The organism is Tsuneonella rigui, from assembly GCF_003958625.1.
GTDB lineage: Bacteria > Pseudomonadota > Alphaproteobacteria > Sphingomonadales > Sphingomonadaceae > Tsuneonella > Tsuneonella rigui.
On sequence record NZ_RSEL01000028.1, the window covers coordinates 1 to 14,381 of the forward strand.

The 14,381-nt window shown below is 65.3% G+C and carries 14 protein-coding genes and 1 tRNA gene; 8 read left to right on the forward strand and 7 right to left on the reverse strand.

Annotated elements, in window-relative coordinates; translation table 11 throughout:
• On the reverse strand, positions 1 to 2,443 hold a 2,443-nt coding region (locus ELY12_RS11625), incomplete at its 3' end, for a TonB-dependent receptor plug domain-containing protein (RefSeq protein ID WP_126176882.1).
• Between the two features lie 221 nt (positions 2,444 to 2,664).
• Between ELY12_RS11625 and infA the strand changes: the two genes are divergently transcribed.
• From infA to ELY12_RS11655, 6 genes are all read left to right on the forward strand, one after another.
• A complete protein-coding gene (gene infA, locus ELY12_RS11630) occupies positions 2,665 to 2,910 on the forward strand; it encodes a translation initiation factor IF-1 (RefSeq protein WP_057883479.1) in 246 nt (81 codons plus the stop codon).
• Between the two features lie 13 nt (positions 2,911 to 2,923).
• Positions 2,924 to 3,493, forward strand: coding sequence for a Maf family protein (locus ELY12_RS11635; protein ID WP_126176883.1), 570 nt, complete (start codon positions 2,924 to 2,926; stop codon positions 3,491 to 3,493).
• Positions 3,494 to 3,631: 138 nt separating this feature from the next.
• Positions 3,632 to 4,591: a ribonuclease gene (locus ELY12_RS11640; protein ID WP_338142063.1), complete on the forward strand. Its 960-nt coding sequence runs from the start codon at positions 3,632 to 3,634 to the stop codon at positions 4,589 to 4,591.
• Complete coding sequence (gene yacG / locus ELY12_RS11645; protein WP_126176885.1) at positions 4,588 to 4,761, forward strand: DNA gyrase inhibitor YacG; 174 nt, start codon at positions 4,588 to 4,590, stop codon at positions 4,759 to 4,761. Before ELY12_RS11640 ends, yacG begins: the two co-directional genes overlap by 4 nt.
• A 96-nt stretch (positions 4,762 to 4,857) precedes the next feature.
• Positions 4,858 to 4,933 (forward strand) — tRNA-Phe (locus ELY12_RS11650).
• Between the two features lie 595 nt (positions 4,934 to 5,528).
• Positions 5,529 to 6,338, forward strand: coding sequence for a DUF2971 domain-containing protein (locus ELY12_RS11655; RefSeq protein ID WP_126176886.1), 810 nt, complete (start codon positions 5,529 to 5,531; stop codon positions 6,336 to 6,338).
• A 339-nt stretch (positions 6,339 to 6,677) separates the two neighbouring features.
• Here ELY12_RS11655 and ELY12_RS11660 read toward each other — a convergent pair whose 3' ends face one another.
• A complete protein-coding gene (locus ELY12_RS11660) occupies positions 6,678 to 7,145 on the reverse strand; it encodes an Lrp/AsnC family transcriptional regulator (RefSeq protein ID WP_126176887.1) in 468 nt (155 codons plus the stop codon).
• A 125-nt stretch (positions 7,146 to 7,270) separates the two neighbouring features.
• On the opposite strand from ELY12_RS11660, the gene ELY12_RS11665 reads away from it, so the two are divergent.
• Positions 7,271 to 8,338, forward strand: a complete 1,068-nt coding sequence (locus ELY12_RS11665; RefSeq protein WP_126176888.1) for a Leu/Phe/Val dehydrogenase — start codon at positions 7,271 to 7,273, stop codon at positions 8,336 to 8,338.
• 3 nt (positions 8,339 to 8,341) lie between these two features.
• Positions 8,342 to 8,560, forward strand: coding sequence for a hypothetical protein (locus tag ELY12_RS11670; protein WP_126176889.1), 219 nt, complete (start codon positions 8,342 to 8,344; stop codon positions 8,558 to 8,560).
• On the opposite strand, the gene ELY12_RS14365 is transcribed toward ELY12_RS11670, so the two are convergent.
• The 5 genes from ELY12_RS14365 to ELY12_RS11690 form a co-directional block, all read right to left on the reverse strand.
• Positions 8,561 to 8,722, reverse strand: a complete 162-nt coding sequence (locus ELY12_RS14365) for a hypothetical protein (RefSeq protein WP_164549493.1) — start codon at positions 8,720 to 8,722, stop codon at positions 8,561 to 8,563.
• 114 nt (positions 8,723 to 8,836) lie between these two features.
• A complete protein-coding gene (locus ELY12_RS11675; RefSeq protein WP_126176890.1) occupies positions 8,837 to 10,555 on the reverse strand; it encodes a recombinase family protein in 1,719 nt (572 codons plus the stop codon).
• Complete coding sequence (locus ELY12_RS11680) at positions 10,555 to 11,058, reverse strand: DUF2924 domain-containing protein (RefSeq protein ID WP_126176891.1); 504 nt, start codon at positions 11,056 to 11,058, stop codon at positions 10,555 to 10,557. The genes ELY12_RS11675 and ELY12_RS11680 overlap by 1 nt, the downstream gene beginning before the upstream one ends.
• A gap of 425 nt (positions 11,059 to 11,483) precedes the next feature.
• Positions 11,484 to 12,980, reverse strand: a complete 1,497-nt coding sequence (locus tag ELY12_RS11685; protein WP_126176892.1) for a CoA-acylating methylmalonate-semialdehyde dehydrogenase — start codon at positions 12,978 to 12,980, stop codon at positions 11,484 to 11,486.
• 68 nt (positions 12,981 to 13,048) lie between these two features.
• Positions 13,049 to 14,269: an NAD(P)/FAD-dependent oxidoreductase gene (locus ELY12_RS11690; protein WP_126176893.1), complete on the reverse strand. Its 1,221-nt coding sequence runs from the start codon at positions 14,267 to 14,269 to the stop codon at positions 13,049 to 13,051.
• Positions 14,270 to 14,381 lie beyond the last annotated feature (112 nt).

Sequence of the window (14,381 nt, forward strand, 5' to 3'; positions counted from 1 at the left end):
CGCGCCGCCGTCCGCCGAAGCCGCCGCTGCCGTCAGCCGGCAGCGCGCACATGCGGGTGCGGAACTCGGCGAGGCGTGCCGGATCGATCGTGCCGTCGGGCCCCTTGAGCCGGTCCGCGATCTCCGGCGGCAGCGAAGCTATGTCGACGTCCTTGCCCTCGACTCCGCACGACAGCGCTGTGCGCAGCGCGGCAAAGCGCGCCGGATCGAAGGTGCGCTGGCCACCGCCCATCCCGCCACCATCGGTGCGCGGGGTGCCGTCGGCATTGCACATCCGAGTGCGCGCTTCGGCGATCTTGGCCGGATCGATCTGGCCGTCGGGGCCCTTGAGCCGTTCGGTCATCCGCTCCGGCAGGCCGGAAAGGTCGGGCACCTGTCCTGCCGGCGCAGCGCAGAACTTGGCGCGCATCTCGGCGAAGCGCGTGGGGTCAAATTGACCGCGGCCAGCGGGCGCTTCGGTCGTCGCCGCGGGTGCCGCCGGGGCAGGCTGCGCGGCCGCCATCAGCGCGCCGAACCCGCCGCGCCCGCCGCCCTGCCCCTCGCTCTGCGGTGACGGCTTGCCGACCTTGCCGAACAGGTTGATCCCGTACCGGATGCGCGATGAACTGCGCTCGGCAAAAGTCACCGGACGCCGGTCGATGGAAATGAGATTGCCACCCGCGTCGCGGGTTACCCGGCCGGGGAACGCCGCCTCGACCGCGGGGGTCAGCAGCGGAAAGCTCTCGGTCGTGTTCTCCGAGCGGTTGCGGAAGTATTCCACCCGCACGTTCGCGCGGTCGAACCAGTCGAGATCGTAGCTCGCGGACAGCTTGATATCGCGCTGGGTTTCCTCGAGCAGGTTCGGATTGCCGCCGGTGGTGACGTTCGCCAGCACCGTCTGCCCGGTGGCGAAATCGTACACCGGCACGTTGACGTCGACGATCGTCGGCCCGCCCAGTTGGCTGAGCCCCGGCGCGACCTTGCGCACGGTGTAGCTGCCCTGCAGCGACAGCTTTTCGACCGGCTTCCAGTTCGCCCCGACGTTCCAGTCGGTCAGCGTGCCGAAGTCCGACAGGTGATCGATCCCGCCGCCGAAGTTGACCGACAAGTCACCGATCGCGTCGAGGAAGCCCTCGCGCCGGCTGGCGATGGGGACGCTGACGTTGACCCCGGCGTTGAGATCGCCGCGGGTGAGCTGTGTCGCGCCGGTGGTGCGGGTGTCCTGGCTCTCGATGCGGGTCCAGTCGTAGCCCGCGTCGAAGGTCACGTTGACCTCGCCGCCCGGCAGCGCCACCGGCGTGCCCGAGAGCGTATTCTTCTGGCTGGCCGACCACACGCGGCTGAGCGCGCGGTCCGTACCGGCGCCGGCCACCGTCGGCAGCGCGCCGGTGATGTCGAGCGTGCCCGCAGCCGCGGCAGCGATCAGCGCGCTGGTATCGCGCCGGCGGTCGACCCGGCTGTCGGTATCGGTGCGGTTGGCGTCGAGCGTGCTCGACAGCTGCCAATCGCCGAGCGCGGCATTGAACCCCGCGCCGAGTGAATAGCTGTCGGTCGCGGTGCGGCGGGTGATCGGATCGGCATCGATCGTGCGCAGCGCCTGCGCGCCTGTCGGCGAGGTCAGCAACACGGTATCGAGCCCCGACAGCGAAGTGCGCACGTCGCGGCTGACTTGGCCGTTCAAGGTCAACGATTTACCCGACGCTTCGCCGCCTACGCCGGTGGTGAAAGTCACGTCGCCTTCGATCTTCTCGTCGCGCGCGACCAGCGTGCGGAAGGCGGCGGGATCGGCATCCCCTGCCACCGTGGGATCTGTGCTCGGCGCCTGGATCACCCCGCGCTCGGCCTCGGTCAGCGGAGTCGTGCGGGTGTAGTCGATCCCGACGTTGACCCGCCGCGGTCCGGCGATGGTGAGCAGCGACCCTTCCGCCTCGCTCACCGCCGTATCGCCGCGGAACGGCATGCGGGTGGCGAGCTCGACCGTGCGCGAAGAGAACGAATCCTTGAGGATAAAGTTGATCACGCGCGCATCGGGCGGATAGCCGAACTTCAGCGCGACCTCTTCCGGCAACACTTCGACCTTGCGGATCGCCTCGGGCGGGAATCGGCCAATCTCGCGGAAGTTGCTGATCCGCTGGCCGTTGACGAGGATCAGCGGGCGTCCGCCGCGTCCGCGCCCCGAGCCGGTCTGCGGCGCAAGCTGCGCGACAAGGTCGGCGATCGAGCCCGAGCCATAGGCGGCGATGTCCGCCTCTTCCAGTTCCAGCACCGGCGGGCTGTCGGTATCGACCTGGCCGCGCAGACGGGTCGCGGTCACCACGATCTCGCCGCCGGTCGCGGCCTGATCATCGGCTGCGACGGGCGTATCCTCCTGGGCGGTTTCCTGCGCGACCGGCGCGGCGTCCTGCGCCAGCGTGGGACCGGCCAGCGCGACGGCCAGCAGCGAGACAGGGTACAGCGAACGCAAGACCAGGGGTATCCTTCTGCTTTTCCTTCCGGCTCCCCCCGGAGCTTCGGACTTACTTACGGTAGGTGGAGGCGCAACCCACGGTCGGGTAACTTTTTGTCGCGCAAAGCTTTCCCGCAGATGACCACAGGGAGCCACGCAGGCGGCGCTTCCCTTTTGAGACGCCTCCGTCTATGGGCGCCGCCAATCTACCAACCCGATACAAGGTACCGACGAACCGCATGGCCAAAGAAGAACTCCTCGAGATGCGCGGCAAGGTAGTGGAGCTGCTGCCCAACGCGATGTTCCGGGTGGAGCTCGAGAACGGCCACGAGATCCTCGGCCATACCGCCGGCAAGATGCGCAAGAACCGCATCCGCGTGCTGACCGGCGACGAAGTGCTGGTCGAACTGACTCCCTACGACCTGACCAAGGGGCGCATCACCTACCGCTTCATGCCTGGCCGCGGCGGCCCGGGGCCGCAGTAAAGCGCTCGGGCTCATGCCCGCGCTCATCCTCGCATCCGCCAGTCCGCGCCGCCGCGAGCTGATCGCGCGGCTTGGGATCGAGCCCGCCCGCATTGTCGTCACCGACATCGACGAAACGCCGTACAAGGCCGAGCTGCCGCGCGACTATGCGCTGCGCATGGCGCGGGAGAAGGCGGATGCGGCTGCCTCGTCCGATGCCTTCGTGCTGGCCGGCGACACCGTCGTCGCCGCCGGCCGCCGCATCCTCCCCAAGGCCGAGGACGAAGCGACCGCCCGTGCGTGCCTTGAACTGCTGTCGGGCCGTCGGCACCGCGTGCTTTCGGCGATCGCCCTATGCTCGCCCGACGGTACGGTGCGCGAGCGGCTGAGCGAGACGCAAGTGCGTTTCAAGCGGCTCTCGGGCGAAGAGATCGCCGCCTACCTCGATGGCGGAGAGTGGCACGGCAAGGCGGGTGGCTACGCAATCCAGGGCGCGGCCGAGGGCCTGATCGCGTGGATTGCGGGTAGCCACTCAGGCGTGGTGGGCCTGCCGCTCTACGAAACGCGCGCGCTGCTCAAGGCCGCGGGCTTCGATGTCCCCTAAGTCCTCCCCGGAACGGGGAGGGGGACCATGCGCAGCATGGTGGAGGGGGCCCGCGGTAACCGCAGCGCGTGCGGACGGCCCCCTCCACCACGCCGGCTGCGCCGCCGCGGTCCCCCTCCCCGTGCCGGGGAGGATTTGATGACCTGGCTAATCGAGCAGGGGATCGGCGAGGAGCGGGCGCTGCTCTACCACAACGACCGGGCGGTAGCGGCGCGGCTGCGCTGGCCTGGCGGGCTGGAGGCCGGACTGGTGGCCGACGCGGTGCTCGTCGAGCGCGCCAAGGGCTCCTCGCGCGGGCGGGCGCGGTTTGCTGGTGGCGAGGAGGCGCTAGTTGATCGCCTGCCAAAGGAGGCCAGCGAAGGCGCCACCCTGCGCCTTGAAGTCACCCGCACCGCTCTCCGCGAACGATCGCGCGGCAAGCTGGCGCACGCGCGTCCGACCGATGCCGGCCCGCGTCCCGCGCCGTCATTAGCCGAAGCACTGGCGGATGCGTGCGTCTTCCGCCGCTTTCCCGATTCTGCGTGGGACGAGATCTGGGCCGAGGCATGGGACGGTACTGTCGCGTTCCCCGGAGGTGCACTCGAGTTCGCGCCGACAGCGGCGATGACCCTTATCGACGTCGATGGAACTCTTCCCGCGCGGCTCCTCGCGCTTGCAGCCATCCCGCCAATCCGGGAAGCGCTCGCACGGTTCGACCTCGGCGGTTCGATCGGCATCGACTTCCCATCCCTGCCCGCGCGCGAGGACCGCAAGGCAGTCGACGCGGCGCTGGGCATGGCATTGTCACACTGGGATCACGAGCGCACCGCGATGAACGGCTTCGGCTTCGTCCAGATGGTCGCGCGTAGTGAGCGGCCCTCACTCCTGCACCGACTGGCATTCGACCGCGCCGGCGCAGCCGCGCGCAAGCTGCTGCGTTCGGCGGAGGCGCTGGATAGCGCGGGAGCTATCCTGTTGACCGCAAGCCCGGCGGTGATTGCCGCGCTTCGGCCGGAGTGGCTCGGCGAACTCGAACGGCGCACCGGCCGCGAGGTGCGCGTACAGGCCGATCCCGCGCTTGCGCTCTTCCCGGGCCATGCCCAGATCGTGCCGCGATGACCGCCGCGCCTCGCCCATGCCCGATCTGCAAGAAGCCGCGCAGCGAGGCGCACGCGCCGTTCTGCTCGACGCGGTGTAAGGACCGCGACCTCGCGCGCTGGTTCAACGATACCTATGCCGTGCCTGGCCCACCGGCCGATCCGGAGGACATCGACCGCACGCTCGACTGAAGGCGCGATTGAGGCACTTGCCAAGGCGTTCGCCCTTGGCCATAGCGCCGCCTCGCCAACCGCCCGGGTCGCCTTGACCCGGTGCGAGCAGTGCCTGCCTCGGTAGCTCAGTTGGTAGAGCATGCGACTGAAAATCGCAGTGTCGGTGGTTCGAATCCGCCCCGAGGCACCACTACCTCTTATCCGCAGAGACTTTCTCCGGCACACGCTCGCTGAAAGCGGCGGACTTGCGCGTACTTGACCCCAGAGCGCCTAGCCTTAGCCCATCCATCGCGGTCACGACGGCTATCTCCTTCGCGTCGAAATCTCCGCTGATCTCTGCTGAGGCATCGGCCGCTAATGGGCCGATAGCAGACCGAGTGCTCTTGGGCGCGGGCGGGCCACAAGTCGTTTGGGTTCAAACATTCGCGTGAAGACCAGGACTAGCCAACATGATCTCCCGTCAATGCGTGGTAACGCCCGAGGTGACCGAGCGAGACTGGGTGACGCCTCGCTACAGCACCTTCCCTGGATGGATCGACCGGCGGATCGCTTGGGCTGCGACGAGGCTAATCGAGGCGGTGAGATGGTAGCAATTCGCGCCGAGGTTGAATGGGCGCGCACCTCGACCCGCGCTGCCGATGCGCTGCGAGCGGGCGCTCGCAGTGTCGCCAAGCGCAGTGAATAGGTGGACCTGCGGCCGGGTGAGGATCGACTGCTGCTCAGCATTGTGGAGATATGCGGGCGGCGCCTTCTTGTGGCGCCACCATCCCTCTATTTCCTCATGGATGGCCGAGGATGAAGACGACAAGCTCGCTAAGCTTTACCGCTTCCGCTCGCTAAGCGAGCCATTCGGTCGATCGACCGCTGAAGATATCATCCTGCACAATAGGATGTTCTGGCAGTCGCCGAACAACTTCAACGATCCCTTCGATTGCAACCCGGTCTTCCGCTTCGGGCGTGGGCGTCTCGGTAGACACGTTTACATGCGCTCACTGGTTCGCCGCATGATGCCGGACGCCCCCAAGCATCAGCGCAAGAGCGTGACACGCCAGCTAATCGCTGAGGGCGAGGTACGCCCACGCGAGCGTGTCGAGCAGGGTTTTCATGAGTGGATGGCCGCGAGCGGGGTTTGCTGTTTCTCCACCGATCTCGCCTGTCCGCTGCTGTGGGCGCACTATGCCGACGCGCATCGTGGCGTCGCATACGAGTTTCAAGAGTTGCTCGATCCGGTCTTCATCGCTTTCGACGTGATCTACACGCCCGATAGGCCCACGTTCGAGATAACCGAGGCCCGCGACGATGCGAACTTTAAGCACGCCATCCTGACCAAAGCCTCGGTCTGGGAGTATGAATGCGAGCGCAGGATGCTCGATTATAGAGGGGGGCCGGGCATGAAGGCGTTCCCGGCAGCGGCGCTCACCGGGGTCGTACTCGGCGCACGGATAGCCGATGAAGACCGCGAGTTCGTGATGGGGCTGGTGGCGGCTCGAGACGGCGAGCTGCAGGTCCGCCAAGCGGTGATGAGCGACCGCCACTTCGCCTTGGACTTCATCAAGCATGCTTTTTCAAGCCGCCCTGAGGTGATAGTCAGCTAACTCCAACAGGCACGGTGGGTCCGGCGAGGCCAAGCGTGCGGCTTCTAAATTGGCGCCAGCGCAGGCTGCCTGCGACGAACGCGGCTGCTCTCGACGTTTGTCTGACGGAGCGGCAGCTTCAGGTTGAAAGAGCAACCACTCCAATGACCGAGATTAGGGCGCGAAGCCGCCACTGAGCTGCCCTGGACGAACGGCTGGTTTCGAGCGCCCACCGCGATAACCAGAATGACTGAGATTGGGCGCTTAGCCGATGGGCAGCTTCTCGGCCGCTAGCGGACCTAGACACTCGATGGCGGGCAAGTGCGCCCTTCGAGACGCCTCTTTGACGCAATGTGTTAGCTACTCGCCCAAGGGAAGTTCCAGCGTCGACTTGATTTCCGAAAGCGCGACCGTCGAGGTGATTTCCTGGATTCCGCGGAGTTTGCTAAGCTTTTCGAAGAAGAATTTCTCGTACGCATCGATGTCGCTCGCGACGATGCGGAGCATAAAGTCGGTCTGACCCATCAGTACGTAGGCGTCGAGAACTTCCGGAAACGACTGGATGGCCGCGCTGAACTCATCGAGGTTCGAGCGGCCATGCGCGTTCAGTCGCACTTGCGCGAAAATATGGGCACTCAAGCCAATCTTGCGCCGATCGATGATCGCCACGCGCCCGCGAATGACGCCCTCGCGTTCCAGCCGGTCTATCCGGCGCCAGCACGGCGAGGGTGAAAGACCAACCTTGCTGGCGATCTCGGCCGTCGTTTGATTGGCGTCGCGTTGCAGCTCCCGGATGATCTTGCGTTCGAAGGCGTCCATCTGGAACATTTTAACCGGCTTTCTCAAATTATTGGGTCAAAACTAGCCGAGATACGCGCTTCGAGGCAAGAAAAAGGTCACAATCTCCCTCGCCCCTTCGCCATAAGCCCTTTGACCGATCGCAGGAGACCGAGATGACCCTTGATACAGACCATGCTTTGCCGCCCGAGGACGTTCGGATCGTCCGCGACGAAGCGAGCGGCCTCGATGCAATCATCGTCGTTCATTCGACCGCGCTCGGGCCGGCGGCGGGGGGCTGCCGCCTCTGGTCATATGCCGACCGCACCGCGATGGCAGCCGATGCCTGCAGGCTGGCCGAGGGAATGAGCTATAAAAACGCCCTCGCCGGACTGCCGCTCGGAGGCGGAAAGGCCGTCATGCGCGCGCCCGATCGGGCATTCGATCGCCGCGGCCTGTTCCGCGCGTTCGGGCGGGCGGTGGAAAAGCTCAAAGGCTCGTATCTCACCGCCGAGGATGTCGGGACGACCCCTGAGGATATGGCCGCTGTCGCCCTCGAAACGCGCTACGTCGCGGGCCTGCCGGTTCGCGGATCGGGCCTAGTAGGGGGCGATCCCTCGCCGTGGACCGCGCGCGGCGTCTTTCTCTCGATGCAGGTTACCGCCGAACGGCGGCTCGAGCGTCCCTTGAAAGACTGCACGGTCGCGATTCAGGGGGTCGGCCACGTCGGGGCCGCTCTGGCCGGCATGCTGCACGGGGCCGGGGCGCGGCTGATCGTGGCCGACGTCAATTCCGCTGCCGTCTCCCGCGTGGCCGTCGCCACCGGGGCAACGGTCGCAAGTGTGGGCGGCATCCTGTCCGCGGAGGCCGAAATCTTCGCGCCCTGTGCGTTGGGCGCAGTGATCCGCCACGACACAGTCGGCAAGTTGCGGGCAAGGGTAGTGTGCGGCGCCGCCAACAACCAGCTCGCCGATGCCGAGGACGGCTTGCGCCTGGCGGATCGCGGCATTCTCTACGCCCCCGATTACGTCGTGAACGCCGGCGGAATCATCAACGTCGCGGCCGAGTACCTGGGTTGGACTCCCTCCGGAGCGGCCGCACTGATCGAAGGGACGGCGGATCGGCTGGTCCGGGTTCTCGATCTTGCCGAAGCGGCGGGTCTGGCGCCGCACGCGGCCGCCAATCGCCTCGCCCGCCAGAAGATCGCGGCGGCTCGCAGCAGCCCGCTCGCTGCTGCGGCCTGAGCCGTGCGCCTCATCGTTCAAGGGGAGGGTTCGCTCGAACTGCCTGTGCGATTGCTCAACCTGCTGGCACAGCAGGGTGCGGTGGTCACCGGCGCAGCGATCACTTTGATTGATGGGGATTACCGGGTCGAGGTGGACGCCTGCGCCAAGCGAGCAGAGCTTATCGCGGAAAAGGCGCGCGCGATGGTGCTCGTAGACTCGGTCGAGCTTTCGGGGGCCTAGTCAGGCGCCCAAGATTAGCTCCAGCAGCTGCGCTTTGCCGGCAGCGTGAAGGATCACGAACGCCCACAAGTCAACCCGGCGGTCGAAGCGCCGGGTGCTCAGCCCGGCGTCGCGCTCGAGATCGGGACGTTGCGGCGCGAAATGGTTTTCGAGGATCGCCACCCTTTCGGGCAGACCGATCCTGTCGAAGTTGACGCACGGAATCGAGGGGCCGCTTTCAGACAGTCGCCGTTTCATCCGGAATGACGGAGAATGGCGCGCATACCGGCTCCCAGACTAAAGTCCCGCAAACCCCGCAACCAGCGTACGCTGCTCGGCCCACTCCATCGGCCACTGCCGGATGCGAGCCAGCTGCTGCCGGTTCAGCCGAGCCGGCTGCCGACCCTCAAGGATGGCCTCGGTGATGTCCGGCGCCAGATACGACAGCTTCACCAGGACTGCGAAGTAATGCGGTTCGTGTCCCTCGGCCTCGCTGACCTCGGCCAGGCTGCGCCCGCCTGAGGCGAGTAAAGCCTGCCGGGCAGCATGCGCCTTGACGAGGAGCTTGACCAGGGCGGGGTCCGCCTGCGGCTGTGAGGCGGGTAGCCTGGGCGCGACCGTCAGCCGCACTTCCTTCGAACGACGAACGAGCTGGAACTCGCACCTAAGTGATACCCGGGCCACCGGATTGTTGATCGTAAAGCCAGCACGGTCGAAAAGGGCTGCTGGATTGGCCTCGATCGCTATCCGCCCATCGCCGACCGTTATCCTGGTCACCAATGCGAGCAGAAGCTCACGTACATGGGCCGGAGAGCTCCGACCAAGTTCGGCTGCGCAGGCCGACGCAGTCGTAAGCACAGCTTCAATAGCGAGCGCGTCCGGCGCGGCGTCTGTGAACGCAGTCACCGCTGAGTGTCGATCTAGCAGCCACTGAGACAGCCTGGCGAGCACAATGCGTTCGATCTCCCCGGCAGGTACTCGTAGCTGGCGCTTCGCTCCGTCCACGGGCCGTGGCCCCGCGTAGTAGCGGAAGCGCCGCGCTCCCCGGCTGGTGTGCGACGGCGTCAAGCGGCCGCCGCATTCGTCAAACAACAGTCCGGTCAGGAGGCTTGGCTCGCGAACCCCCTGCCCCCGACGCCGTTCGCTCCGGTTCTGCGCCAGGATCGTCTGGGCTTCCTCGAACACCGCGAGCTCCACAATCGCCTCATGCTGGCCGGGGTAGCGCTGCCCCCGATGCGCAATCTCGCCAAGGTAAATGACATTACCGAGCAGGTTGTAGAGGGCGCCCCGGGTGAACGGCCCGTCCCCTCTCACAAGACCGCTTTTGCCGACCGTGCGCTTGGATAGAATGCCTCGGTCGGCAAGTTCGCTCTGGAGCGCAGTCACAGAGCGCAGCGCGATGTAGCGCTCGAAGAGGAGCCGGACGGTCTCGGCCTCCCGCTCGTTGATCACCAGCTTGCGGTTGGCGACGTCGTAGCCGAGCGGAACCACCCCGCCCATCCACATGCCTTTCTTCTTCGAGCTGTCGATCTTGTCGCGCACCCTCTCGGCGCCGACCTCGCGCTCGAACTGGGCAAAGCTCAGCAGCACGTTGAGCGTGAGCCGGCCCATCGAGGTGGTGGTCGAAAATGCCTGTGTGATCGAGATGAAGCTCGCATTGTGTGCATCAAGCACATCGACGATGCGCGAGAAGTCGGCGAGGCTGCGGGTGAGGCGGTCGATCTTGTAGACCACGACCACGTCGATCAGCCCCGCCTTGACGTCGCTGAGCAGGCGCTCGAGCGCCGGTCGCTTCATGCTGCCACCAGAGTAGCCTCCGTCATCGTACCGGGTCTGAACCCGCTGCCAGCCCTCGTGACGCTGGCTGGTGATGTACGCGGCGCAGGCCTCGAGCTGAGCGTCGAGGGAGTTGAACTCCATGCCAAGGCTCTCGTCGGTCGAGACCCGGGTATAGATAGCCGCGCGGACGGTCTTGGTGGTCGGTAGCCCACGGCTGCAATCATCCGGACGGTACATCAGCCCTCGCCCTCGCCGCTCGCTTGGTCGCGGGGCTTCAGGCCGAAGAAGCGGGGTCCCGACCAGCGAGTGCCGGTGATGGCGCGAGCGACGTGCGAGAGCGAAGCATACCTGGCGCCGTCATGGAGGAAGCCGTCATCGGCCACCTCGACGACGTAGGTCTTGCCGCGCCACTCGCGGATAATGCGGGTGCCCGTCTTGGGGCGGACGGAGCGCTCAACATCGAGAGTGCCCGACGTCGCTAGCTGGCGCGCCATCTTGTCGAGGACACGCTCGGTGTCGGCCGGAAGCCCGCCATAGCGGGAGCATTGATCGTTCCATACGATCCCGCGGATCATGAGGTCTCGCGAAAGACCTTTGGGAATAACCACGCCAGGGTGGGCCGAGCGCCACCTCTGGCGCAGATCCTCCAGCGAGGATTCAGTCAGGAGTGCAACGAACTCGCTGAGTGGCGCCGCTTGGGGCGGCGCGGGCGCCTGCGCGGGACCTTGAGTAAAGGCCATTGGGATCTCCGATCGATGACCGCCGACCGCGGCCACTGGATCGAACCCGGCAATTGCCAGGTTTCTCAGTCTTGCGGAGACTCGCTGGAGAGACTGTTCGCTCGGTATCGGAGCGGTAGCCAGTCCTTTCTTTAGGCGGCTGCTTTGTGCCCCGATCCCAGTCGTTCGAGCTGATGCCTCGCTCGCCCAGAACGTAACAGTCGAGTGTCAGACCGATCAGCAAGAAATGCCTAAGTTTGATCAAAGGACACGGGAGATTTATTGTGCTCATTCTTATAGCTTAGGGAGAATTCGCCTGCTACATCTGAGTAGTAGGACTTTGGGCGTTTGCTGCCGCGAAGGGAAAAAAGGGCGCCCGGCAGCTTTGATGTCAGGCGCCAGTTTGTTGATCGCAGAATTATCAATGGGGCAATTAACTGAAATCTTCACCCCATTGTGGGGATAACGAAAGCGTTCGATCCGTCTCCGCCGCCGTCGGGCCAGCGCTGGGTCACGGTCTTGACCTTGGTCCAGAACTTCAGGCCCTCGGTCCCGTACTGGTTGGTGTCGCCGAATGCGCTGCGCTTCCAACCGCCGAACGAGTGGTAGGCAACCGGAACCGGAATGGGCACGTTGATGCCGACCATGCCGACGTTGACCCTGCTGGCGAACTCGCGCGCGGCATGGCCGTTGCGGGTGAAGATCGCGACCCCGTTGCCGTACTGGTGTTCGCTCGGCAGGTGCACCGCTTCCTCGAAGTCTTTCGCGCGCACGATCTGGAGGACGGGTCCGAAGATCTCTTCCTTGTAGCTTTCCATTTCGGGCGTGACCCGGTCGAGCAGCGTGGGGCCGATGAAGAAGCCCTTCTCGTGGCCCTGCAGGCTGTATCCGCGCCCGTCGATGACGACTTCGGCACCTTCCTTTTCGGCGGTGTCGATCCACGCCTCTACCCGCGCCTTGTGCTCGGGCGTGACGACGGGGCCGTAGTGCGCGTCCTTGTCGGTCGATACCCCGATGCGCAGCGCGTTGATGGCCGGGATCAGCTTCTCGCGCAGGCGATCGGCGGTATCCTGGCCCACCGGGACAACGACCGGAAGCGCCATGCAGCGCTCGCCCGCCGAGCCGAATGCGGCTCCCGCGAGGTCGTTCACCACTTGGTCGAGATCGGCGTCGGGCATGACGATGCCGTGGTTCTTTGCCCCGCCCATCGCCTGCACGCGTTTGCCCGCCGCGACACCGCGCTTGTACACGTAGTGCGCGATATCGGACGAGCCGACGAAGCTGACCGCGGCAATGTCGGGGTGGTCGAGGATCGCGTCGACCATTTCCTTGTCGCCGTGGACCACCTGCAGCAGGCCCTCGGGCGCTCCGGCTTCCAAAAACAGCTCGGCGAGGCGGACCGGCACGCTGGGATCGCGCTCCGACGGCTTGAGGATGAAGGCGTTGCCCGCCGCGATCGCCATGCCGAACATCCACATCGGGATCATCGCCGGGAAATTGAACGGGGTGATGCCTGCACCGATGCCCAATGGCTGGCGCGCCGAGTAGACGTCGATCCCCGGGCCGGCGCCGAGGGTGTACTCGCCCTTCAAGACTTGCGGGATGCCGCAGGCGTATTCGATCACCTCGAGCCCGCGCTGGATGTCGCCCTGCGCGTCGTCGATCACCTTGCCGTGTTCGCTCGACAGCAGGTGCGCGAGTTCATCCCGATTCGCTTCCACCAGCTGCTTGAAGGCGAACATGATCCGCGCGCGGCGCTGGGGATTGGTGACGGCCCATTCGGGCTGGACTTTCTTCGCCGCTTCGACCGCGCGGTCGAGCAATGCGGCATCGCCCAGCGGGACGCGCGCCTGGACCTCGCCGGTCGACGGGTTAAGCACGTCCTTGTACCGGGCCGCAGCGCCTGCCAAGCCGCCGACCATGAAGTGGTCTATATCGCGCATCATAACCTCTTCCAGAAACGGTACACATTGGCTTCGGATAGAGAGCCATCTTAAATTCTGCTCTGGAGCTAGCTCCGCAGGTCCCTTAATGGCGTTTCGCTGTCCGCCAACCGGCCCGGATCGACGGCAGCACGATCGACCACTAGTTTCCGGCCCTGCACATAATCCTTCGTCGCATTGACGCAGTCGAGCGCAATGACGCGGCCTTCCTTGAGATAGATGGCCGAGAAGCTGCGGCTCGCGAGATCCCCGCGCAGCACCGTCGCATCGTGTCCAGTCGATAGGCCGATCGTTTGCAGCTTAAGGTCATACTGGTTCGACCAGAACCACGGCACTGCATCATAGGCGAGGTCCTGTCCCATGATCGTCTTGGCAACCAGCGTTGCCTGGTCGTTGGCATTCTGCACCGACTCGAGTCGGATGGGCAGGCCATCGGCAAATTTACTGGCGTGTAGAGCACAGTCGCCGATTGCGAAGATATCGGGCAGAGAGGTCCGGCACTGTTGATCGACCGCGATGCCATTGCCGCCTTCCCCCCCCGCGGCGATCAGTGGCTCAACTGCCGGCACAATGCCAATGCCAACGATCACGATCTGCGCCGGAATTACCTCTCCATCATTCATTCGTACGCCGGTGACGTAGGTCTCGCCCTCGATGCATTCGACCGCCGCGCACAGCCGAACATCCACGCCATGCGCCCGATGCTCGGCCTCGTAAAAGCGCGAGAGATCCTCGCCTGCTACGCGCGCCAGCACGCGATTGAGAGCTTCGAGCAAAACCACCTTCTTGCCGAGCTTCGAGAGTACTGCGGCTGCTTCGAGCCCGATATAGCCCCCACCGATCACCACCGCCTGTTCGACGTCGTCCAGCGCGGCCACCAGCTGGTCGGCATCTGCCCGCGTGCGGATGTAATGAACGCCGATAAGGTCATTACCTGAGCAAGCGATCCGGCGCGGGTTGCCGCCCGTTGCCCAGATCAACTGGTTATAGCCGAAGGTTCCGCCGTCTTCGGTCGTGACGCTACGCGCACCCGCATCGACCAATACCACGCGTCGATTAAGCAGCATCTCAACTTGGCGCTCTTTCCAGAAAGCGGCGGGGCGGATCAGAATGCGTTCGAACACTTTCTCGCCAGAAAGATACTCCTTCGACAGCGGGGGGCGCTCGTAGGGTAGCTCAGGTTCTTCGCCGATCACCGCGATGCTGCCTTGGAACTTGTTCTGGCGCAGCGCTATTGCCGCCTGCGCGCCGCCATGCCCTGCCCCCACGATAACGATGTCATAGCGCATCGACTTCCTCACAGCGTTTCGATCAGTTCTAGCAAGATCCAGAAGAGGTCGCCGACAACGCCGACATTGTTGACTTGGAAGGCGGGGGCATCGTCGACCATCGGTCCTAATC